The 22,858-nt window shown below is 63.6% G+C and carries 20 protein-coding genes; 6 read left to right on the top strand and 14 right to left on the bottom strand.

All coding sequences use genetic code 11. The annotated features are described in order from the left end of the window. The 7 genes from JFN91_RS19710 to JFN91_RS22340 all read right to left on the bottom strand — a co-directional run. Nucleotides 1-1,748, bottom strand: a 1,748-nt coding sequence (locus JFN91_RS19710; protein ID WP_328747682.1) for an immunoglobulin-like domain-containing protein, incomplete at its 3' end; no start/stop codon positions are given. Between the two features lie 336 nt (nt 1,749-2,084). Continuing rightward, on the bottom strand, nt 2,085-4,061 hold the full coding sequence (locus tag JFN91_RS19705) for a hypothetical protein (RefSeq protein ID WP_199390856.1): 1,977 nt from the start codon (nt 4,059-4,061) through the stop codon (nt 2,085-2,087). Next, nucleotides 4,033-5,145, bottom strand: coding sequence for a hypothetical protein (locus JFN91_RS19700; protein WP_199390855.1), 1,113 nt, complete (start codon nt 5,143-5,145; stop codon nt 4,033-4,035). Before JFN91_RS19700 ends, JFN91_RS19705 begins: the two co-directional genes overlap by 29 nt. Further along, entirely contained in the window at nt 5,142-5,612 is a 471-nt protein-coding gene (locus JFN91_RS19695; RefSeq protein ID WP_199390854.1) for a hypothetical protein, read from the bottom strand. The genes JFN91_RS19700 and JFN91_RS19695 overlap by 4 nt, the downstream gene beginning before the upstream one ends. Nucleotides 5,613-5,622: 10 nt before the next feature. After that, nucleotides 5,623-6,198: a hypothetical protein gene (locus JFN91_RS19690; RefSeq protein ID WP_199390853.1), complete on the bottom strand. Its 576-nt coding sequence runs from the start codon at nt 6,196-6,198 to the stop codon at nt 5,623-5,625. Between the two features lie 19 nt (nt 6,199-6,217). Continuing rightward, nucleotides 6,218-6,769, bottom strand: a complete 552-nt coding sequence (locus JFN91_RS19685; RefSeq protein WP_199390852.1) for a hypothetical protein — start codon at nt 6,767-6,769, stop codon at nt 6,218-6,220. 80 nt (nt 6,770-6,849) lie between these two features. After that, nucleotides 6,850-9,183 carry an OmpA family protein gene (locus JFN91_RS22340; RefSeq protein ID WP_199390851.1) on the bottom strand — a complete coding sequence of 778 codons (2,334 nt, stop codon included), beginning with the start codon at nt 9,181-9,183 and terminating at the stop codon, nt 6,850-6,852. Nucleotides 9,184-9,525: 342 nt separating this feature from the next. Here JFN91_RS22340 and JFN91_RS19675 point away from each other — a divergent pair, with 342 nt between their 5' ends. From JFN91_RS19675 to JFN91_RS19665, 3 genes are all read left to right on the top strand, one after another. Beyond that, nucleotides 9,526-10,827 (top strand): TolC family outer membrane protein, encoded by a 1,302-nt coding sequence (locus tag JFN91_RS19675; RefSeq protein ID WP_199390850.1) that lies wholly within the window; start codon nt 9,526-9,528, stop codon nt 10,825-10,827. A gap of 103 nt (nt 10,828-10,930) precedes the next feature. Beyond that, on the top strand, nt 10,931-11,605 hold the full coding sequence (locus JFN91_RS19670; RefSeq protein ID WP_199390849.1) for a transglutaminase-like cysteine peptidase: 675 nt from the start codon (nt 10,931-10,933) through the stop codon (nt 11,603-11,605). Nucleotides 11,606-11,623: 18 nt separating this feature from the next. Further along, entirely contained in the window at nt 11,624-13,600 is a 1,977-nt protein-coding gene (locus JFN91_RS19665) for a bifunctional diguanylate cyclase/phosphodiesterase (protein ID WP_199390848.1), read from the top strand. Here JFN91_RS19665 and JFN91_RS19660 read toward each other — a convergent pair. Next, on the bottom strand, nt 13,593-13,913 hold the full coding sequence (locus JFN91_RS19660; RefSeq protein ID WP_199390847.1) for a hypothetical protein: 321 nt from the start codon (nt 13,911-13,913) through the stop codon (nt 13,593-13,595). The genes JFN91_RS19665 and JFN91_RS19660 overlap by 8 nt on opposite strands. A gap of 167 nt (nt 13,914-14,080) precedes the next feature. On the opposite strand from JFN91_RS19660, the gene JFN91_RS19655 reads away from it, so the two are divergent. The 3 genes from JFN91_RS19655 to JFN91_RS19645 are packed head-to-tail and all read left to right on the top strand — an operon-like array spanning nt 14,081 to nt 18,255. Then, complete coding sequence (locus JFN91_RS19655; protein ID WP_199390846.1) at nt 14,081-16,255, top strand: type I secretion system permease/ATPase; 2,175 nt, start codon at nt 14,081-14,083, stop codon at nt 16,253-16,255. A 13-nt stretch (nt 16,256-16,268) separates the two neighbouring features. Then, on the top strand, nt 16,269-17,627 hold the full coding sequence (locus JFN91_RS19650; protein WP_199390845.1) for an HlyD family type I secretion periplasmic adaptor subunit: 1,359 nt from the start codon (nt 16,269-16,271) through the stop codon (nt 17,625-17,627). Between the two features lie 4 nt (nt 17,628-17,631). Continuing rightward, nucleotides 17,632-18,255, top strand: a complete 624-nt coding sequence (locus tag JFN91_RS19645; protein WP_199390844.1) for a response regulator transcription factor — start codon at nt 17,632-17,634, stop codon at nt 18,253-18,255. 52 nt (nt 18,256-18,307) lie between these two features. Here JFN91_RS19645 and JFN91_RS19640 read toward each other — a convergent pair whose 3' ends face one another. From JFN91_RS19640 to JFN91_RS19615, 6 genes are all read right to left on the bottom strand, one after another. Continuing rightward, nucleotides 18,308-18,928: a CAP domain-containing protein gene (locus tag JFN91_RS19640; protein ID WP_199390843.1), complete on the bottom strand. Its 621-nt coding sequence runs from the start codon at nt 18,926-18,928 to the stop codon at nt 18,308-18,310. After that, nucleotides 18,925-19,200 (bottom strand): hypothetical protein, encoded by a 276-nt coding sequence (locus tag JFN91_RS19635; protein WP_199390842.1) that lies wholly within the window; start codon nt 19,198-19,200, stop codon nt 18,925-18,927. The genes JFN91_RS19640 and JFN91_RS19635 overlap by 4 nt, the downstream gene beginning before the upstream one ends. 183 nt (nt 19,201-19,383) lie before the next feature. After that, the gene (locus JFN91_RS19630) at nt 19,384-20,085 is read right to left on the bottom strand and encodes an amino acid ABC transporter permease (protein ID WP_199390841.1); all 702 of its coding nucleotides are present in this window, start codon (nt 20,083-20,085) and stop codon (nt 19,384-19,386) included. 55 nt (nt 20,086-20,140) lie between these two features. Further along, nucleotides 20,141-20,845, bottom strand: a complete 705-nt coding sequence (locus tag JFN91_RS19625; RefSeq protein ID WP_199390840.1) for an amino acid ABC transporter permease — start codon at nt 20,843-20,845, stop codon at nt 20,141-20,143. 192 nt (nt 20,846-21,037) lie between these two features. Then, nucleotides 21,038-21,859: an ABC transporter substrate-binding protein gene (locus tag JFN91_RS19620; protein WP_199390839.1), complete on the bottom strand. Its 822-nt coding sequence runs from the start codon at nt 21,857-21,859 to the stop codon at nt 21,038-21,040. An 84-nt stretch (nt 21,860-21,943) separates the two neighbouring features. Further along, nucleotides 21,944-22,678 carry an amino acid ABC transporter ATP-binding protein gene (locus JFN91_RS19615; RefSeq protein ID WP_199390838.1) on the bottom strand — a complete coding sequence of 245 codons (735 nt, stop codon included), beginning with the start codon at nt 22,676-22,678 and terminating at the stop codon, nt 21,944-21,946. Nucleotides 22,679-22,858: the final 180 nt, after the last annotated feature.

Raw genomic sequence — 22,858 nt, 5'->3', positions numbered from 1 at the left:
TTCACGGTGTCGATGGTGTCGGTGATGTTCGAGGTGACGGTGCCGTGGTCGATCTGGAGGTCCTCGAAGGTCTTGCCGGCGACGTCAGCCGTGCTGATCGACAGCGACACCGAGCCGCCGTCCTGGTAGTAGTCGTCGCCCTGCGCCGGCACGTGGTAGTCGGCCGAGGTGGTCCCGGCCTTGATGACCACGTCCGCACCGTTGGAGAGGTGAACGGTCAGGTCGTCGGTAAGCACCTTGTCCACGCTCACGGTGAAGATGCTCTCGGCGTTTTCCTTCACGTCCGCGGTGGTCATGCTGAGCTTCACGGTGTCGATGGTGTCTATTACCTGCACTATGGCCGGCGTACCGCCAATGACTATATTCTCGAAGTTGCCGCCGGAAGCGCTGGAGATGGCAACGCTGCTGCTGCTCGGATCGACGTAGACGTCATCGGTGTTGGCGAAGGTGTGGTCCACGGTGCCGGTGGTGTGCCCGTCTGCGATGGTGATGGTCTGGCCGTTGTCGAGATGGACCGTCACATCGCCGTGAGCTGCGTTGGTCAGGGTCGCGGTATAGGTGACGGTGGCGCCCGCCTCGGTGACCGTTGCCGGGCTCACTGCCAGGCTCACCGTGGTGTCGTTGATGGTGTCGGCAATGTGCACGGTGGCAGGGGTGCCATCAATGACGATCTGCTCGAAGTTGCCGCCGGAAGCGCTGGTGATCGCCACGCTGCTGCTGGTCGGATCGACGTAGACGTCATCGGTGTTGGCGAAGGTGTGTTCAACCGAACCGGTGGTATGGCCGTCGGCGATGATGATGGTCTGGCCGTTGTCAAGATGGACGGTCACGTCGCCATGAGCGACATTGGCGATGGTGGCTGTGTAGGTCACCGTCGCGCCGGCCTCGGTGATGGTTGCCGGGCTGACTGCCAGCGTCACCGCGGTCGGGTTCGGGATGTCATGAACCTCGGTAACCACCGGAGTGTTATTGACCACGATGGTTTCGGTGCCGCCTGTTGCCGAGGTGACCGTAGTGGTGACGGTGCCGGCATCCACGTAGGGCGTGTCCGGGTGGACCGGGACGGTCACGCTGCCGCTGGTAGACCCGTTGGGGATGACGATGGTGCTCCCGTTGGAGAGGGTCACGGTGATGTCACCCTGGGCCGGATGGGAAGTCGTCCCCGTGTAGGTGATGCTGCCCCCCTCGTTGACGTCGGTCGGCGCAGTAATCACGACCGTGTTGGTGGTCGGCACGGTGGGGGTGGTGGCGGTCGCCGTGAGAACCGAGTCGATGGTCCCCGTCGTCCCGAAGGTGACGCCGGTGGTAGTCACGCCGCCGGTGGGCTGAACTTCCTCGCCGGTGGGGGTGACGATGAAGACCGGGTGGGTGCCGCCCGCATCGGCGGGGCCGCCGGCTGCCGGGGCTGCCAGTTCGATGGGCTGATCGCCGGTGAGCAGCGCCTGCTGGATCTGGGCCACCTCGGCGCTGGTATCGGTGGTGTCGCCCGACATGACGGTGCCGTAAACGTCCTGGTCGATGGACACGTTCATCATCCGCCCGAGGTCAAGCTGGTTCCCCTGCGCGCCGTCGAATACGATGGATGCGCTGCCGTCGCTCTCGGTGACGATGCGGTCGTCCGCGAAAATCGGGCTGTTCGGCATGAGCAGACGAATCGCGCCATCGGGGGAAATCGCTTTCACCGTTCCGTACAGAATGACAACCTTACCGACCACCTGGTGCCCTGCTGCCTGATTGTTCTGTGCCATGACCATTCTCCATGTATTTGATAGTGACCTAAAGGGAAGCTGCTAAATTTGGTTATGGTAAAGATATCTCTGAGGCGAAACCATGTCTATTGTACCTTGGTACTAGACTGACATAGTGATCAAGGTTACAGAGACCTCACTTTACTCCTGCCATACCTGCTGACGACAAAACTGGAGACAATATAGTACCTGTGTCTTGGCGGATGCCAAGCGTGAGACACAAAAAAGCCCTCTGTTACTTCAGAGGGCTTTTCTATGAGGGGACTGGCTCCGCCAGGTGCCTGTCCCCCTTGGTGTTTGAGAAGAGGGCTGAGCTGAAAGGAGCGTTCCGCCCACTCAGAACGGCCGGTCCAGGCGGTTGGGCTCCTTGACCAGCTTGGTGAAGTTGGAACTCTTCTGAATCTCCTCCAGGTAGAAGAGCTTCAACAGGTTGTGGGTCGGGTGGTCGGGATTTCTCTGCATCTCCTCGCGCATGCTCTGGAAGGAGACGATCAGCTGGGTATCCGAAGGGGCATCCGCAGTCGCGGTACCGGCAAAGAGCTTGTCGATGGCGGTGATGTAGGCAAGGCTCGCCGTCGCCGTCTCGGGACGCTGCGCGCTCACCCACTTCTTGATGGCCGGCGACTGCTTGATGCGGCTGGCCAGCGGCAGGTAGTAGTCGAGGTACAGGTTGTAGCGCCCGTCCTTCTTGAGCGTCGCCGAGGTCTGGCGCACTTCGCGCAGGGAAAGCGGGAACAGCTCGGCCGACAACAGGCGATGCGTGAACCACAGGTTGTAAGCGCCGTTGTCGGTGCTGAACTCGCTCACCTTGCGGTAGGCGTAGGAAACCTTATCGCTCGCCTCGAAGGCGCCGAAGTAGGCGGAATCGGGTATCACGTCGTTGAATCCCCTACCCTGCTGCGCGGTGAGGAAGTTCAGGTAGGAGTTGAGCGCCATCTGCATGGAGGTGGCGTAGCTCTGGATGTTCTGCGAGTCCTGGGTGGTGTTCAGCTTGACCAGGTAGTAGTCGCCGGTCCACAGGGCAAGCTCCATGATGGCACGCCAGAGCCGGTGCGCCGACTTCAGATACAGCTCCCGGCTCTGGTAGCCGGCGCGCTCCCAGCCACCCGCGGAGTACGGGGCGATGTCGTTGAAGATCGCCATCGATTTCAGGAGCGCACTCCTCCCCTCCTGGTCCGGCAGGGTGGCGAAGAACTTGTAGGCTGCCGCGTTCTCGTTGTCGGCCAGACGCGGGATGGCGAAACTGGTCATGTCGAGGTAATCCACAGCCGCCATGACCACGCCGCTCGACCGCGGCCCCGCCGCCCACTTGAAGCAGAGGTCGTTGTAGGTTCTCGCCCGTTCGTAGGTCTTTTGCACCGCCTCGGTCATCCCCTCGGCGTCGAGCTTGGCGCTCGCCACCTGCTGCAGGCGCTTGGACTCGATGGCGGCGACGGTGAAGTTCAACCGGAAGCGGTCCGAGTCGGGCGCGTTCAGCCCGTCCACGATGCGCTGCACCAGGGTCTTGGTGTACTTCCCGTCGCTGTCCTTCTCGCCGAGGTTGCGGTCGTTCATCATGACGAACAAAGGCCCCAGCGCGTTCAGCCCGTCCAGCTTGCGCGCGATGATAGCCCGGTTCACCACGAGACTGATCAGGTTGCGGTAGTAGAAGGGGGTGTTGGTGGGGACGCTGCCGCTGGTGGCGCCGGTGGCGATCTCGTTCTTCTCGATGTACAGGATCGACCCGTTCCAGATGCCGTAGACCTGGGTGACGAAATCGTCGGCGTCATCGCGCTCCAGGGCCTGCAGCGCCTTCACCATCCCGGACCAGTAGGCGATCTCGGGCATGGAGGCCTTCCCCTTCAGGCTCTCCATGGTCTTGGCCGCGGCGGCGAGCGTCTCAGGAGCGTCGCTTTGCAGGTAGTCCACGGTCTGGGCGATGGCCAGGCGCAGGTAGTCCCGGTCGCGGAACAGCTGCGGCGGCTCTCCTTTCTGCCCGGACATAAGCTTGCCGTTCCAGGTGGCGATGTAGGAGGCGAGCGTTTCCCCGATCTCCTGGTCGCGTTTCTCGCGCCATTCCTTGATCTCGTTCTTGTCCCAGTAGGTGAGCTCGTAGGCGACGTCGAGGTAGGGCCCCCACTCCTTGACCTGGGGAGCCGCGGACGGGGCCGCCACGGCTGCCGCCTTGTGCTCCTTCTTGGCCGGTGCGGCGTGCCCCTTCTTCTTCTGGGCGCCCCAGGACGGCGCTGCCGCCATTAAGAGGCAGAGCAGACAGCAGAAGATGAATGCGATGATCCGTTTGGCATCAGTGCTTCTTAAGGCAGTCGTAGGCATAATCCAACTCCTCGCATCGCTGGGATGGCTCTCGTCCCCTGGACGGGAAGATGATGAGGTTGAAGGAAGATACTCGTTTGGTCCCCTTGAACTGGAACTCACCCTTGTCACTGGTGCAGCTTAAGCGCCCACCCACCACGCTCAGAACCGCCTTGATCGCTTCCTCCTGCTGCAGCGCGCTGTCGCAGATCTTGAGGCTCATCAGCGACACCCCGCGCGCCAAGGCCACTTCGGAGGCGCCCGCCCCGCTCCCCGCCGGGCTCTTGCTGCGCTGCCGGGCCGACAGCGGCGGCGCTCCCTTGGGCTCGTCGATGGTCACCTCGGGCGCGCTCCTGACCGCCGCCACCCGCGGCGCCGGTGCGCTCCCCCCCACCTCGACGGCGCGCATGGGTCGCTGCGGCAGCGCCACCGGTTCGTCGGCGGCGGGGACCGCGTTCCCGGCCCCGCCCCGTACCCGGTAGATGTAGGTGCTCTTGGGCGACGGCCGCGCCCCGATCTCGGCGCTCCCCGCCTCCTTCCTGAGCTTGCTGGCGGGCACCTGAGCGGAGGCCGCGCCGTGCAGTTCGTCGTAGGCTTCGGTCCCCTTGCGCTCCCGGGCCACCGCCGGGTAGAGGGCCGTCTCGGAGCCGCTCTGGTAGCCGTAGGAACGGGCCACGGCGGGACGCGGCAGCTCGGCGGGGTAATCAACCTCGTGCCGTAGCTGCGCGGCCCTTCCCTGCCCGCCGGCACGCTCCCGCGGCGCCGGCTCCGGGGGGCGGTACTGCGGCGGCTTCACGTCCAGGGCGTACACGGTGCGCGGCTTTTGCTGCGCCGCAACCGGCTTCTCCACGGGCGCCACCGTCTTCGGGTGCGCCGGCGGTGCCTTCAGCTCCAGCCGGCTCACGTCCATGATGGTGCGCTTGGACACCGGGGCCCCGGGCATCTGGAAGCGGCTCACGGACAGCACCACCAGGCACAGCGCCGTCAGCACGACCGCGCGCAGCCACACCGGAACCGGAGGGCGCAGCTCGTGCTCGGCGCAGACCAGGATGTGCTTAAGCTTGGTGCCCCCGTGGCCGCAGGCGTTCTGGATGCGCAGGGTCATGGTTTGTCCCCGGTGCGCGAGGTGCGCACCACGGCGAGGCCGTTGGAGCTCCAGTACTTGCTCACCACCGCCGCCGCGGAAAGGAGGTCGCTGCTGAAGGACTCGGGGAGCGGCACCACGACCGGCCGCGGCTGCTCCCGGTTCTCCTGCAGGTGTTTGAGCGCCGAACAGAGCTCGTCATAGGAGAGCGGATCGGTGCGCGCCGCCTCCCTGCCGCGCAGGATATGCGCCAGCCGGTACGGTTTCGCCCCGTGCTTCTCCACCAGGAGCTGGTGGTAGTCGGGGTTGGACTGCATCGCCACCAGCTCGGGACTCTTGGCCACCACCGGCGCCGGGAGCTGCATCTCCGCCACCTGGCTGCTGGAAGTGTCCATGCGCGCCATCTGGGTGAAGACCAAAAGGAGCAAAAAGGCGACGTCGGTAAAGGAGATGAGCCACTGGTTACGGGATGTTCCCACCGTGCGCATGATCCACCTCCTATATCTTCACCTGCAGACCGCGGTTGATGGAGCGCTTGGCCATCACGTCCAGGCCGACGCAGATCGCCTGCAGCATCACGTAGTACATGAGCGCAAAGTAGGTGGACCACAGCTTCGCCCCGATGGCGCCGTTGTTGATGGCGCTGCCCGGGTCGCCGGTGTAGAGAAAGATCACGATCATCCCCGCCACCGTCCCCCAAAGGCCGATGGGGGGGAGCAGGTTGGCGCACATGTAGATGCGGTTCACGAAGGTGCCGTTGAAGTTGTTCTGCGCCACCTCGCGGGTCGCGTCGTAGAGGAACTCCTTGGGGGCCGCCGCTCCGGTCGTGTTGTCGCTTTGGCTGGTGGCCCAGAGCATCTTCGCCACGCTCTCGGAAAGGGTGTCTGCGGGGGAGGCATGCTGGTCCTTGACGCCGTCGAGGTGCTTGTGGTCCAGCGCCTTGGCGTGCAGGAAGGCCCGTACCGCCAGGATCATGGCGATGATGAAGATGCTGGTAGTCAGGGTAAGCGAGATTCTCAGCGACCAGATGTTGAAGCTGTTGGGATTGATGGTGATGATGCCCAGAATGTCCATGGCGGCGGCTCCTTGGAGGTTATTTCTTGGCGATGCGTGCCAGGTCGGTGTCCAACTGGCGGATGGCTTCGTCCAGCGTGGTGGTCTTGCCCTGGATCTGCACCGACATCTTCTGGTAGGGAGCGTAGAGCCGCTTCATCTCGGTGAGCACGCTGCCGGCATCGTCGCGGTAGTTGAGCACGATGAGCAGGCGCGTCTTCACCAGGGCGATCTCGGCCGAGAGCTGGGTCATCTCGATGTTGGAGCCGTCCACCGCCTGGACCACCAGGTAGTCGGCGTGGCGCCGTAAGTAGTCGTCGAGGGGGGCCTGCAGCTGCGCCGCGGTCTTGGTCTCGCCGCTGGCGATGAAGTGCTCGGCGAAGTTGAGCATGACCAGGAGATCCTTCTTCACCGTCTGCAGCCGGAGCTCGAGTCCCAGGTCGCTGGCCTGTTCGGTGGGGGCTTCCTGCGGCGGGGGGGCCGCGGCGGGGGGCTGCGCCTCGGCGGCAAAAAGCGCCGGCGCGGCCAGAAGAGACACCAATCCCGTCACTACGACAGCCAGTTTCCATCGCAATGCAATACCGTGGTCCATGTCAGACTCCTCCTTACGGATGAGCTACTTAGAGCATCGTATCGTGAGCCGCTGCCGGGTGCGCGCCAAAGGCGCCCGGGTCAGGGGCCTATGTGGTGACTGCTTCTCGGCTTGATGTTGATCCTCAACCCGGTGTCGGTTTTGAAGCTGCGGTAGGGGATTATTTCTTCCCGGCCGGCGTCGAGGGTGATCTGGAGGTGGTCGGGGAACTCTCTGAAACGAACGTCGGTGAGGTCGAATTTCTGCACGGGTGCCTTGGGGAGGCCGATGCCGTTCACCGCGCCGTAGACGTCGATGACCAGGCTGTAGGGCTCCACCATGGTGATCAGGCTGAATTCGTTCACCTTGCCGCTCGTGTACAGGCTGAGGCCGTCCTTGTCGATGGTGATGCCGGTCAGGGCGATGCTGCCATCGGGCACGGGGGTGGGGGTGGTCGCCTTGAGCACGAAGGGCGCTTCATCGGGAGCGGGCGCTGCCGGCTCCTGCTTTCTGAGCGCGGAGGCGACGGATGCGGCTTCGGCAACGGCAGCCTGTTCGGGTGCGGCCGGCGCGGCGGAGGGGACGGGGAGCGCGGTCGGCGCTGCGGTGGCGGGGGTACTGGGGATAGGCTGTTCTGCCTGCTTCATTCTTTGTGCCGCCGGCAGCTCGGGCGGCGTCGGCGCCGTCGCTACCTTTGCGGCCGGCGCGGCTCCCTCGGCAAGAGGACCGGGGGGCGGCACCAGTTGCGCCGCCGGAACACTCCCCGGCGCCGGTGCCGCCGCTGCGGCCTGCTGCGGCGGCTGCTCCGGGTAGGCGGCCGTGATGGGCGCCTGGCGCTTGGCCGGGGGAAGCGGAGGGGGCACGGCCCCCTCCTTCACTTCGGCTGCTGCTGCCTGGGGGAAGTAGCGTGGTTCCTCTTCCCCCTTTCTTTGTGCTGCGGGCAGGAGGGCCGATCCGGATGCGGTCACAGCCGGATCGGCGGCCTGCGGGAAAAAGCGTGCTTCAGGTTCGCCCTGGCGCTGTGCAGGGGCAACGTCGGCGTTGGCGACGTTACCTTGCGCTGGCACCAGGGCTACCGGCTTTTTTCCAGTGGCACCTTTTTTTGCTGCCGCGGGCTTGGCCGCGGCCTTGGGTGCTGCTGCCGGCTGGGCTGCCGATCCCTGTTGCGCACCGTTCTTCTCGCACACGAGGTTGGTCTCGATGCGACGGTTCTTCGCGCGACCGACGGCGGTCTTGTTGGTGGCCACCGGGCGGGACTTGCCGTACCCCTTGGCGGTAAGCCGCTTGGGATCGATGTTGAAGTTCTTGACGATGTAGTCGCGCACCGACTGGGCGCGCCGTTCGGAGAGCCTCTGGTTGTAGGCGACGCTGGCGGTGCCGTCGGTATGCCCGGAGATCTCGCCGTGTGCCTCGGGGAACTCGTTCAGGAAGTCGCCCACCGTCTTCAGCTCGGCGTGGTACTGGGGCTTCACGTTCCACTTGTCGGTGTCGAAGTTGATCATCAGCACCGCGGGCTGGTTGCAGAAGCGCTTCTCCGCTGCCACCGGCTGGGCCACCATGACCGAGGCGTTGGCAGAAGCGGTGCCCCCCTTGCCCTTGCAGGTGACGGTGTAGATGGTGTCCGCGGCCGGGGTCACGGTGGTGGAACCCTTCACGGCCACGCTGCCCACGTCGGGGCGCATCTCGCAGTTGTCGGCGCCCTTGCTCTGCCAGGTCAGGACCGACTTCTCGCCCTTCTTGATGCTGTCGGGTGCGGCGGCGAGCGAGACCTCGGGGGCGGCCACCGGCACCGGGGCCGGCGCCGGAGGCGGCACGGTCAGGTTCAGGGTCGGCTGCACCGCGGGGACCGGCCGTGCCACCGGCTCGGGTGGCGGCGGCGGAGCCGGGAGCTTCGCGACCGGCGGGGTCACGCCGAAGGGGATGTAGATCCCCGTGGTGTACTCGATGGCGTAGCGGTCGATCTTGTTGTCGATGAAGATGCCCCTCACGTCGCCGCGCCAGGCCATGTCCTCGGTCACGAAGTACTTGAAGCCGGCGCCGAGGTCGAAGGCGCCCTTGGTGTCCGATTTGAGCTGGGTCCCTGCGTAGCCCGCCGCGATGTTGGGCACGAACTTCTGGTCCGGCATGAAGTTCCACAACAGGTCCGCCCCGTAGCGCAGGAAGTCCGTGTTCTTGTCCACCAGCGTGCCGCGGGTCTTGGCGTAGTCGACGAGCGCCTCCGCCTCCAGGTTGCGGGTGAAGTTGTAGCCGGCGCGCAGGCCGAAGACCGGCGCGGTTTCCAGGTGTTGCTCTCCGTCAAAGGAGACCCCACCTACCATCGGGGACACCGAGAATGTCCCCACCCTGTTGCTTGCCGGGCTCCCTCCGGGCGGCGCGTCGGCTGCGGCCGACGGACCGGGACGGGAGGCGAGAAGCAACGCCATTGTCATCATCATCAATGCATGTCGTTTCAATTTCTTCTTCTCCGTTTGGGTTGTATTAGATTGCATTAAAATACCACATTAATCTCTGAGGCTTGCCAAAAGCTACTATTAAGCTACTATTAAATCCGGCCGTGTCAAATGGCTTTTGATTTCTTTAAGTTCGACTCGCGGAGCACATATATTAGTCACAAAAAATAATATTTGCAAATTTATTATTCAGACATAATATGAGTATCGACATTAGCAACTACTCGGTATATAATGCATCAAGCTTGTATACATTGAGTGTTTTTAATTTGTTTTTATTCATATGAGACCACAGGAAGGGATGCTATGCTACCAAACAGGAAATTAGTGACAGTATTGGCATTGGGGATGTTCGCTTCCGGAGCCGCGGCCGCCCAGGCGGAGACGCTCCAGGACGCGGTGCAGTACATGCTGCGCTCCAACCCCGAAGTGAGGGCAAACTACTACAACAAGATGGCGCGGGAGAAGGAAGTGCGCCAGGCCAAGGCCGGCTACCTCCCCACCATGGACGTCTCGCTGGCCGCCGGGGTGACCCGCCAGCACGAGCCGACCTTCGGGACCGTCTATCCCAACACCGCCATCGTCAGCGTGCGCCAGAACGTGTTCCGCTTCTTCGGCACCCAAAGCGAAGTGGAGCGCCAGGAGGCCCGGGCCCGGGCCCAGCAGTACCAGTTGGGGAGCACCGCCGAGAACAACGCCCTCTTGGCCTCCAAGGTGTACATCAACGTCCTCAGAAGCGAAAAGCTCCTGGCGCTGGCCCAGGAGAACCTGACCAACCACCTGCGCATTCACGACCAGGTGAAACTGAGAAGCGAGTCCGGCGTCGACCGCCGCGCCGACTTCGAACAGGTCAAGGGGCGCGTGGCGCTCGCGGAGAGCAACCTCGCCGCGGCCCAGGCCAACCTCTCCGACAGCCTGGCCGACTACCAGGCCGTGATCGGCTACCTCCCCGGTGAGCTGACCGAGCCCCTGTCGGTCGCCCCGCAGCTCCCCAAAACCAAGGACGAGGCGGAGGAACTCGCCGTCGCCGGCAACCAGGCGCTCAAGTCCGCCCGTGAAGGGGTGCAGGAAAGGACGGCGCAGCACGAGGCCGCCAAGAGCCTGCTCTACCCGAGCCTCGACGTGGCCCTCGACTACCGCTGGCTCAAGGACTACAACGACCTCCCCGGCCAGCGCGAGGAGTTCCTTGGGACAGCCACCCTCACCTTCAACATCTTGAACGGCGGCTGGAACAAGGCGCGCATCGGCCAGACCCAGAGCGAGGTCTACGAGGCGCAGGAAATCATGGAGAACACCAAACGCCAGACGGTGCAGTCGATCCGTCTCTCCTGGGAGGCCAACCGCAGCGCCCAGGAGCGCATCAAGTACCTCGACGACTACGTCAAGGCCGCCGCCCAGACCGCCGACGCCTTCGCAGCCCAGTGGTCCATCGGCAGAAGGACCATGTTCGACCTCCTGGACACCCAGGCCGAGCTGATCAACGCCAAGGCGAGCCTGGTCAACGCGGTGTACGACCAGCGCTATGCCGAGTTCCGGGTCCTAAACGGCATGTCGCGCCTGCTCCCCACCCTGGGTCTGCAGCCCCCCGACAGCACCGGCCGCGTCACCACGGCCGCCGGAACGCCGTAGACTATCCCGACAGCGCACTGTATGATAGAGCCCCGGATCGCCGCTAGCCTTTAGGACGGTCCGGGCTTTTTTTTAGAGAAAGGGCATCTGCGCCGGGACCAACGTGGGCAACTACCTGAAACGACTGACATCGCTCTCCCTGACCGCCTTCCTGGCGGCGCTTTTGCTTGCCGGCACCGTGCTCCCCGCCGGCAACTTCAGCGTCGACCGCTCCGTGCTGCAGACGGCCGAGAGGAAATACGGCAGGGAAGCCTTGCGCCGCCTGACCGCGTGGGAGGACCTCATCGCGCGGGACAGAAGCCGCACCGACCGGGACAAGCTCGACAAGGTGAACCGCTTCTTCAACGAGCGGCTGCGCTTCGCCAGCGACTGGGACGTCTGGGGGGTCGAGGACTACTGGGCCACGCCCATCGAGTTCCTGGCCAAGGGGGCGGGGGACTGCGAGGACTTCGCCATCGCCAAGTACTTCACCCTGAAGGCGATGGGGGTGGAGGACGACAAGCTCCGCATCACCTACGTCAAGGCGCTGCGCTACAACATCCACCACATGGTGCTCACCTACTACAGCACCCCCGAGGCCGAGCCGCTCGTGCTCGACAACCTGGTTGATTCCATTGATCACGCCTCCAAGCGCAACGACCTCATGCCGATCCTGAGCTTCAACGGTTCGGGGCTGTGGCTCGCCAAGCAAAGGGGGATGGGTAAGGCCGCCGGCAAGTCCAACCGGCTCAGGCTGTGGCAGGACCTTCTGCAAAAGATGTCCGAGAACAAACTGTAACGGACCAAGGGTAACCCTATGACACTGTATCGACAGCTCATCATCTTCACCGTCGTGCTCTTCCTGCTCCTGTTCACCGGCACCTGGTACGCGAAGCTGGCCAACACCCGCACCTTCCTGACCAACCAGCTGGAGTCCCACGTGCAGGACACCGCCACCTCGCTGGCCCTCTCCATCTCTCCCCACGTGGCCCAAAAGGACCTCACCCTGGTGGAGGGGATGATCAACGCCCTCTTCGATCGGGGCTACTACCAGAAGATCATCTTCTCCGACCCGCGCGGCAAGGTGCTCATCGAGCGCACCCTCCCGGTCCGGGTCGAGGATGTGCCGCAGTGGTTCGTGGCGCTGGTGCCGCTGAAGACCCCGGAGGCCGCCTCGGACGTGATGGCCGGGTGGAACCAGGGGGGGACCATCCTGGTCAAGAGCCATCCCGGCTACGCCTACGCGACGCTCTGGAGCGAGGTGCTCAGCATGACCGCCTGGTTTGCCGCCTGCGCGGCCTTCCTGCTCTTGGCGGCGGCGGTGGGGCTCAGGATCCTCCTGAAGCCCCTGGCCGCGGTTGAGCGCCAGGCGGACGCGTTGTGCCGCAAGGAGTACCAGCTCCAGGAGACGCTGCCGCGCACCCGCGAGTTCAAGAGCGTGGTCGAGGCGATGAACCGGATGACGGTGAAGGTGAAGGAGATGTTCGAGGAGCAGGCGGCCACGGCCGAAGGGCTGCAGGAGCGGGCCTACCAGGACCCGGTCACGCTTTTGGGCAACCGGCGTCTGTTCGAGAGCCAGGTGAACGCCGACCTCGCCCGGCAGGAACAAAACGGCTGCGGCGTTCTCCTCTTGCTGCGCATCCACGGTCTGGAGGCCTTGAACCAGAAGAAGGGTCTGCAGGCGGGCGACGACCTGGTCAAGCGGGTCGCGGCCATGTTGAAGAGCGCCGTCAACGCCTACGCCGACACCGCGCTTTCCCGCCTCACCGGCGGAGACTTCGGCATCTTCCTTCCCGACGTCTCCCCCTCCGAGGGGGGCATCATCGCCACCGAGATCGCGGCGCAGCTGGGCCGGATCGCCATGGAGAAGATCGCGCTCACCGACAACATCGGCCACCTGGGGGTCGCCACCTACCAGGGGGGCACCAGCCTGACCAGGCTGCTGGCCGAGGCGGACCTGGCGCTCTCCGCGGCGCTGCAAAACGGGGCCAACAGCTGGGAAGCAAGGGTGGTGACCGGGGAAACCGAGACGCTGCCGCAGGGGCAGCAGCACTGGAAGGACGCCCTGGTACGGGCGCTCGAGGAGAGGCGCATCAGGCTCGACGCGCAGGGGGTGATCGAGAACGGGCCGGGACGCAGGCTGGTCCAGCTCGAGCTCTTCGCCCGCGTCATGCAGGAAAACGGCGAGGCGCTGGACGCCGCCCTGTTCATGCCGGTCGCCGAGCGGCTGAAGCTGGTCTCCTCCATCGACCGGATGGTGATCGAAGAGGCGCTGAAGGTCGACTACCGCCGCCTGGGCGTGGAGCGGGTGGCCATCAACCTCTCCCCGACCTCCCTGGAGGACGACGCCTTCCGCAACTGGCTCTACGCCTTCTTGAAGGCACTGCCGGCCGGCGCGCCCCGGGTCAACTTCGAGTTCTCCGAGTTCGCCGCGGTGCAGCACCTGCAGAGCATCCGCGAGTTCGGCGCCGCGGTCCGGGCCTGCGGCCACGGCATAGGGCTCGACCACTACGGCCGCAGCTTCTCCAAGCTCGGCTACCTGCAGTCCCTGCACCCGGAGTACGTGAAGATCGACCGGGCCTACACCGGGGAACTCTCCGGCGGGGAGAACGACAGCAGGTTCTACGTCGCCTCGCTCTGCAGCGTGGCGCACAGCATCGACATCAAGGTGGTGGCCGAAGGGGTGGAAAGCGAGGCGCAGGCGGCCGTCCTCAGGGAGCTCAACCTCGACGCCATGCAGGGGTACTTCTTCGGCAGGCCGCAGCCGCTCTCCTCCTACCCCGCCGTCAGATGATGTCGTGCACCAGGAGGTCGGTGGAGGCGATCTTCTCGCGCAGGCTCTGGCGCGCCTTGATCCTCTGCTGCGCCTGCTCGGGCAGTTCGGTGAAGTTGATCAGGTTCTTTCTGACCAGGAGGTCGACCAGGTCCTCGATGACGCGCACGGTGGCCGCGTCGGAGAAGGCCAGCGCCTCCCCCCAGGCCCCGGCGTCGTTCAGGAAGGCGACCACCTCCTCGTCCATCGGGGATTTCTCTTCGGTGGCCGACGCGGCGGGGCTTTTGTGCAGGGCGACGATCTTGCCCTCGCCGTCTCTTTCTACATAAAACATGGAGTATCCTTTCTTTGACCGGCTGGATGACAGTGTTGCTGAAAGAGGTACTGACACAGGACGACAACCGCAAGTATAACGCAAAACGTTTACCAATGTGAAAGGTATTATGCTAGAATATTTCCCACTCATTTCGGCGGCCCCTTTTACAGCTAAGAGGATCAGACGTGCCAGAGACTGAAAACCGTAAGCTAGAAGCACAGTGGAACGTGGCCGAGGATACCGACCGCCACGACGACCCCCTTCTCGACTCGCTGCTTTTGGTGGCCAAGCTGCACGGGCTGCCGGCATCGCGCACCGGACTCACCGCCGGGCTCCCCCTGGTGCAAAACCGCGTCACGGTGGAGCTCTTCCCCCGCTGCGCCGAGCGGGCCGGGCTCTCCTCGCGGCTGGTGAAGCGCCCCCTGGAGCGCATCTCCCAGCTGCAGCTCCCCGCCATCCTGCTCTTGCACAACCGGCAGGCCTGTGCGGTGGTGGAAAGGCTCCCGGACAAGGACAGCTTCCGCATCCTCCTCCCCGAAGCGGGCACCGGCGAGAAGATCGTGACCCGGGCCGAACTGGAGAAGCTCTACACCGGCTTCGCCATCTTCGTCCGCCCCCGCTACCGCATCGGCAAGTCCACCAGCGTCACCCGCGACGAAGGGCAAGGGAACTGGTTCTGGAGCGCCATCACCTCCTCCTGGCGCATCTACCGCGACGTCCTCATCGCCTCCTTCCTGATCAACGTCTTCGCCCTGGTCAGCACCTTCTATATCTTGAACGTCTACGACCGGGTCATCCCCAACAGCGCCTACGAGACCCTCTGGGTGCTCTCCATCGGCGTCACCGTGGTCTACCTGTTCTCGGTGCTGATGCAGGGGCTGCGCGGCTACTTCGTCGACGAGGCGGGCAAGAAGGCCAACCTGAAGATCTCCTCGCTCTTGTTGCAGCGGGTCTTGAACCTGCGCCTGGAAGTGCGCCCGCAATCCATCGGCTCCTTCTCCAATAACCTGAGGGAATTCGAGACCATCCTCGACTTCATCACCTCCTTCTCCATCACCGCGGTCATCGACCTCCCCTTCGTGGTCCTGGGGCTCATCGTGATCTGGTACATCGGCGGGGGCGCCATCCTCACCATCTTCCTGGTCAGCATCGCGCTGATGCTGATCTACTCCGCCTGCATCCAGGCGCCGCTGCGCCGCGCCGTCGAGAACACCTTCGCCGCATCGAGCCAGAAAAACGCCATCCTGGTCGAGGGGCTCGCCGGACTGGAGACGGTGAAGATGCTCGGCGCCGAGAGCCACGTGCAGAGAAGCTGGGAGGACGCGGTCAGCTACATCTCCACCTGGAGCGCCCGCTCGCGCTTTCTCTCCTCCTCGGTGAGCCACGTCTCCTTCCTGGTGCAGAACCTGGCCGTGGTCGCCCTGGTGGTCGCCGGGGTCTACGCCATCGCCATGCGTGAGCTGACCCAGGGCGGCCTGGTGGCGCTGGTGATCCTGTCCCGGCAGGTGGTGGCGCCGGTGGCCCAGGTGGCCAACCTCGCCACCCGCTACCACCGGGCCAAGGAGGCCTACCGCGCCCTCGACGACATCATGAAACTCCCGGTGGAACGCCCGGCCGGCAAGACCTTCCTGCACCGCCCCCGCTTCAAGGGGGGGATCGGGGTGAAGGGGCTCACCTTCGCCTATCCCGGCCAGACCGTGAACGCGCTCAACAACATCTCGCTGCAGATCGCCCCGGGCGAGAAGGTCGGCGTCATCGGCCCCATCGGCTCGGGCAAGACCACGCTGGGCAAGCTCCTCCTGGGGCTCTTCGAGCCGGCCAGCGGCATGGTCACCATGGACGACACCGACCTGAGGCAGATCGACCCGGCCGAACTGAGGCACTACGTGGGCTACGTCCCGCAGGACATCTCGCTCTTCAAGGGGACCGTGCGCGAGAATCTGACCCTGGGCGCGGCCGACATCGAAGACCACGCCATCATGCGCGCGGCCGAGCTGGCCGGCGTCGGCGACTTCGTCAAGAAGCACCCCATGGGCTTCGACATGGAAGTGGGCGAGTTCGGCCGCGGCCTCTCCGGCGGTCAGCGCCAGTGCGTGGCCATCGCCCGCGCGCTCCTTCTCGACCCACCGGTGCTGGTCTTCGACGAGCCGACCAGCAACATGGACAGCCGCGCCGAGGTGAGGCTCAAGAATCACCTGGCCGACGGCGCCAAGGAAAAGACCATGGTCCTGATCACGCACCGCGCCTCGCTGCTGGAGCTGGTGGACCGCATCATCGTCATCGACAACGGCACCGTCATCGCCGACGGTCCCAAGGCAACCGTCCTCGAAGCGCTGCAGCGCGGGCACCTGAACATCTAGCGGAGAATACGACGTGGAGATAAAAGCAGCCAAGAACAAGGGTAACGGGGTGTTCCGCAGGATGCCCGAAGACGACGTCGACTACGTCACCGACATCAGGACCTCCGTCCTGGTGCAGACCCCGCGCGGCGGCCGGGCCATCCTCTGGGCCACGCTGGCGCTCTTCGTCATCTTCATCGGGTGGGCGGCGGTCTCCGAGGTGGAGCAGACCACCAGGGGCGAAGGGAAGGTAATCCCGGCCAGCCAGGTGCAGGTGATCCAGAACCTGGAGGGGGGCATCCTCTCCGAACTGCACGTGAAGGTCGGGGACACGGTCAAAAAGGGGCAACTCCTCTTGAAGATCGACGAGACCCGCTTCGTCTCCTCGCTGGAGCAGAGCCAGGCCAAGTCCGGCGCCGACAAGGCCAAGGCGGCCCGCCTGCGTGCCGAGGCGGCCGGCAGCGGCAGCTTCTCCATGCCCAGCGACGTACCGGCCAGCATCGCCGCCAGCGAGCGTGCCCTGTTCGAATCGCGCCGCTCCGAGCTGAAACACTCCCTCGAGGTGAAGCAGTCGCAGATCGACCAGCGCCAGAGCGAACTGAGGGAGTTGAACACCCGGCTGCGCGAGCTGAACCAGACCTACACCCTGTACGTGAAAGAGATCAACATCACCAAGCCACTGGTCGCCAAGGGGGCTGTCTCCGACATGGAGCTGCTACAACTCGAGCGCAAGGCGAGCGAGATGAAGGGCGAGATCGAGACCATCAAGCAGTCCATCCCGCGCACCCAGGCCAAGATCGACGAGAGCTACGCTGCCATGAAGGAGCTGCGCCTCAACTTCGCCAACAAGGCCAAGGCCGAGTACAACGACACCGTGGCCAAGGTCGGCGAGGAAACCGCCTCGTCGCTGGCGCTCAAGGACCGCCTGGACCGCACCCTGGTACGCTCCCCGGTGAACGGCACCGTGAACCGCATCCTGGTCAACACCATCGGCGGGGTCATCCAGCCGGGGATGAACATCGTGGAGATCGTCCCCACCGAGGGGACCCTGCTCATCGAGACCAAGATCAAGCCGGCCGACATCGCCTTTTTAAAGCCGAACCAGAAGGCCACGGTGAAGTTCAGCGCCTACGACTACACCATCTACGGCGGCCTGGAAGCGCGCCTGGAGCAGATCGGTGCCGACAGCCTCACCGACGAAAAGACCAGGGACACCTATTACCTGGTCACGCTGAGGACCGATCGCAACTACCTGGGGACCAAGGACAAGCCGCTCCCCATCATCCCGGGCATGGTGGCCACCGTCGATATCGTGGCAGCCAAGAGGACCATCCTCTCCTATCTGCTGAAACCGATTCTCAAGGCGAAGTACACGGCGCTGCGCGAGAGGTGATTACATGCTGATCCTGCTGGCAAGTGCCAACGGATCCCTGTCCAACCGGTGGCAGGGTCTGGTCGCGGAAGGTAACCAGGTCCAGGAATGCCGCACCCTCGGCGAGTTGAAGCAACTGGCCGCGACCGGGACGTCCGAGCTGGTGCTTTTGCATCGCGAGCTGGTGGACGTGGCCGCCTGCGCCGAACTGCGCGCCGCCGCCCCGAAAGCCCGGCTCTTTCTCCTCTCGGACCGCCCCGACCCCGAGGAGGGGCTTGCGTTTCTCAAGGTGGGGATCGTGGGGTACGCCAACAGCTACATCGCCCGTGACAACCTATTGGAGGCGCTGCGTGTGGTAGCAGGCGGGGGGGTATGGCTGGGACAGCAGGTGATCCAGCAGTTGATCCTGGAAGCCGCTCAGAACAGCGCGGCGGCAGGGAAAGAAAGGAATACCGAAAAGCTCTTCGCCCCCCTGACGCCGACCGAGCGCCGGGTCGCCGAGATGGTGGCCGCGGGAAGGACCAACCTGGAGATCGCCGCCGACATGGGCATCGTGGAGCGCACCGTGAAGGCCCACCTCACCTCCATCTATGGCAAGCTCCCCGCCGGCAACCGCTTGAGCCTCGCGCTGCTGGTCAACCAGGGGTAGGCGCCGGCGAGGGGGACAGGCACCTGCGGAGCCAGTCCCCTCTGTGCCCGTTTTACCGGCTCTGGAAGCCGCCGGCCAGGTCCATGACGCAGATGGTGCGGTAGAGGGGATGCGGGCCGCAGGCGATGCCCGCCGTGGTGAAGGAGCGGTCGAAGATGTTCTTTCTGTGTCCCCGGTCGGCGACGGCGTCGTCGATGATCAGCCCCATCACCACCTGCCGGGCCGTGTCCGGCCCGTAGCTTATATTCTCCCCGAGGCTCGAGCGCCACGAGCCGTACTTGTCGATCCTCTTCTTCATGTCGCCGCGCTCGCCGTGCCCCGTCTCCCCCGAACCGCGTTGTTCCCGCACCAGGTCCGCCGCCGCCCTGGCCAGTCCCGGCGACCACGACAGCGCCGGCAGCGGCCGCTGCCGCGACAGGAACTGCACCGCCTCGTCCAGCGCAGGTTTCCCTTCCGACGTCATCACCATGTTCAGCGATCCCGGCAGCCGGTAGCCCTTGCCGACGAAGCTCTTTTTGAACTCCCGGATGTATTGTGCGTAGCGCTGCGGGTTCTGGCGGGCCGCGTTGGTTTCCGCCAGCACCTGCTGGCCGAGGTCCGCCGGTTCCGCGCGGGCAGTGTTGGCAGCAAGGAGGAGCATCAGGCAGGATAGCGCCAGTTTTTTCTTTATCATTTCTTTCCCTCCAGGAGGGCCAGTCTGGTCTCGAACACCTTGAGGGCATCCGCCAGTGTCGCCTCGATCTCGTCGCCGTAGACGGTGAAGTAGAGGTAGTTGCCCGAGTAGTGGTGCCAGTTGAGGTCCTCGACCAGGAGCGGACCGAGGTAGCGTTCCATCTTTTCGTAGGGGTAGAAAGGGTCGCCGTTAGGCCAGGTACGGCGCAGTTTCTGCGCCTGGTTTTCCGTAAGCGGAATGCGGTAGCGAACCGAAACGACCTGAACCTCCATGACACTCCCTCCCCCAGTGCAATAGCAGCAAGACCAAAAGAATAGGTCACCGCGTCGAAGTTGGCAACTGTCCCCCGGCCGTCCCATTCCCATTACTCCCATAAATCCACTGTTGCCAAAACAGCAACGCCCCCCTTGGCAAGCCAAGGAGGGCGTCTGAAAAACAGGGTGCAGCCGGCAGCGTTAGATGGACTTTCTCCACGCCAGTCTCCCCTCCAGCCAGCGCGAGAAGCTGGTGAAGGCGAAGCAGAGCACGAAGTAGACCGCCGCGATGAAGATGAAGATCTCGGTCGGGAAGGCCATGGTGCGGTTGTTGATCTGGGTGCCGACGTGGGTCAGCTCGGAAACCCCGACGATGAACGCCAGCGAGGTGTCCTTGATCAGCGACACGAACTGGTTCACAAAGGACGGGATCATGTTCCTAAGACCCTGCGGCAGCACGATGTAGAGCATGGCCTGCCAGTGCTTCAGCCCGGTGGAGACGGCCGCCTCGGTCTGTCCCTTGGGGATGCCCTGGATGCCGGCGCGCACGATCTGCGACATGTAGGCCGAGGTGAAGATGGTGAGCCCCATGATGACCGTGGTCGCTTCCGGCACCGTCTTGCCCATCAGGGCCGGCAGCAGGAAGTACATCCAGAAGATCACCATCAAAAGCGGGATGCCGCGCACCGCGTTGATGAACAGGTTCACCGGGTAGCGGATCACCGCGTAGCGCGACAGGCTCAAGAGCCCCAGGATCAGCCCCCCGAAGAAGGAGAGGACGCAGGAGACCACCGCGAGGTACATGGTGAGCCCGAGCCCCCCGAGCGGCCCGTTCGGGTAGCGCCCGATCATGAAGTAGGTGAAGTTGTCTATGATTACCTGAAAGTTGAGTGCTTCTTCCATTTTCTTCTCCGTTTCCCGCGGAAAAATCCGCCGATCTCGTTACTGAACCCGGCGCCTAGGCGCGGTGCGGGTTGAGCACCTTCTTGTTGTACAGGTCCATGAGCGCCGTGATGACCACGGACAGGCCGAGGTAGACCACGGTGGCGGCGGTGAACGCCTCGAACCCCTTGAAGGTGTAGCTCTCGACCTGGCGCGCCTGGTAGGTGAGCTCCATGACCCCGATGCTCATGGCCAGCGAGGAGTTCTTGGCCAGGTTCAGGAACTGGTTCACCAGCGGGGGGATCGTGATGCGCACCGCCTGCGGCAGGATGATGTACTGCATGGAACGGAGATAGGAGAAGCCGGCGCTCCTGGCCGCCTCCATCTGCTCCTTGGGAATGGAGAGGATGCCCGACCTGATGTCCTCGGCGATGAAGGCCGAGGTATAGATGGTGAGGGCGATGGCGGCCGCGGCAAACTCGAAGTTCGTGCTGTTCAGCCACTCGTTGACCGCCGCCGGGAGCACCTTGTACGAGCCGAAGTACCAGAAGAAGATCTGGACCAGCAGCGGGGTGTTCCGGAAAAACTCCAGGTAGGCGGTGGCGATCCAGCGCACGGGGCGGTAGTGGCTCATCTTCAGGACGGCGATCAGGAGGCCCAGGATGAAGGCGCAGACGATGCCGACCGCGGAGAGCTCCAGGGTTACCTTGAGCCCGGAAACCAGCCATTCGAAATACTTGCCGGAGGTGACGATGGACCAGTCAAATGTGTACTTTAGCACGTGAAACCCCTTAGAGGCAGATTGAAGCTGAGACTGAGATTGAGATTAAGACTGAGAAAAACCTACCAACAAAATCCTTTTTCTCAACCTAAAGCTCAGCATCAACTGGTTTGCTGTTGAAACGACAGTTAAGGTCGAGGTTGAGACTAAGTATGGTTTTCTTAATCTCAACCTCAATCTTAATCTGCTTTTTTACTTGTCCGCTACGATCTTGAAGGTGCGCTTGAGGGCGAAATCGGTGCCTTTGCCGAACCACTTCTCGAAGATCTTCTTGGCTTCGCCGCTCTTCTCCATGTCGAGGATGGTCTTGTTCACGAAGGCGATGAACTTGGCGTCGTCCTTCCTCATGCCCAGGCCGTACGGCTCGTTGGAAATCTGAACGTTCGGGATCTCGAACTTGGCCTTGTTGGGAGCCTTGGCGAGGATACCGGCCAGGATCGCCTCGTCGGTGGTCACGGCCTGCACCTTACCCTGCTGCAGGGCGAGGAACGCCTGCGGGTAGTCGTCGAAGGAGAGCACGGTGGCGGTCGGCAGGGCGGCCTTCACGTTCTGCTCGGAGGTGGAGCCTTTGGCGGTGCCGATCTTCTTGCCTGCCAGGTCCTTCAGGCTCTTCACTTTGCCCTTCACGGTGATGAACTTCTGGCCGGTGGCGAAGTAGGTGTGGCTGAAGCCGATCTGCTTGGCGCGCTCCGGGTTCTTGGTCATGGTGGCGGCGATGATGTCGATGTTGCCTTCGGTGAGCTGCGGCATGCGGGAAGCGGAGGTAACCGGCTTCAGCTCTACCTTGACGCCCAGCTTCTTGGCGATGGCTTTCACGAAGTCGACGTCGTAGCCCACGATCTCGCGGCTCTTCTCGTCAACGTAACCAAACGGAGGGAGGGAGTCCTTGACACCGGCGACCAGGACGCCTTTCTTCTTAACTTCAGCAAGGGTGTCGGCGGGAGCCGCAGCCATCGCCTTACCGAAAGAACCAAACAGGGCCAAACCCATAACAACAGCAGCCAATCTTTTCACAGTACTCTCCTTTGATGATCGGTATTAACAAGCACCCGCGCCCGCCGCGGTGATCCTGCGGCGTTGGTCGGGTGAACAAGTTCTCTAGTGCATCGGCGACAGCAGCTGCTTCAGGAACTGCTTGGCGCGGTCGTGCTGCGGGTTGCGGAAGAACTCTTCCGGCTGTGCCTCCTCGAGGATGACGCCGTGGTCCATGAACACCACGCGATCGGACACCTCGCGGGCGAAGCCCATTTCGTGGGTGACGCAGACCATGGTCATGCCGGTGCTGGCCAGGTCCTGCATGACCGCGAGCACCTCGCCGATCATCTCGGGGTCGAGTGCGGAGGTCGGCTCGTCGAAGAGCATGATGCGCGGCTTCATGGCCAGGGCGCGGGCGATGGCGACGCGCTGCTGCTGACCGCCGGAGAGCTGGGTCGGGTAAGCGTCACGCTTGACCGCGAGGCCGACGCGCTCCAACAACTCCATGGCCTGCTCCTGTGCTTCCTTCTTCGGGGTCTTGCGGATCTTGGTCGGGGCCAGGGTGATGTTGTCGATCACCGAGAGGTGCGGGTACAGGTTGAACTGCTGGAATACGAAGCCCACCTCCGCGCGCAGCTTGTTGATGTCGGTCTTCTTGCTCCTGAGGTCCATGCCGTCGACGATCAGGCTTCCCTCCTCGATCGGCTCCAACTGGTTGATGGTGCGGATCAGGGTGGATTTGCCCGACCCCGAGGGACCGCAGACCACGACCACTTCTCCCGGTTTGACGTGGAGATCGATCCCGTTAAGCACGTGAAGCTTTTTGAACCACTTGTGGACCCCTTCAAACTTGATCATCTGCTGCTCCTTTTCTATTTGTTGCCAATCGAGTCACTCTAAGCTGCTGCACAGGATATGGGCAGTTTTCCCTGCCTGCCGTTTTCGCCAACCGTCGTTTGTTGAGCGGAAACGTGGGTAAGCGTGCAGTGCAGCTTCATATACAGCAAAGCCGGTGCCAAAGACCGCGTAAACAGCTAA

The sequence above is a fragment of the Geomonas anaerohicana genome (genome assembly GCF_016458305.1).
Taxonomy (GTDB): Bacteria; Desulfobacterota; Desulfuromonadia; order Geobacterales; family Geobacteraceae; genus Geomonas; species Geomonas anaerohicana.
This window is presented reverse-complemented; position numbering and strand designations above follow the sequence as displayed.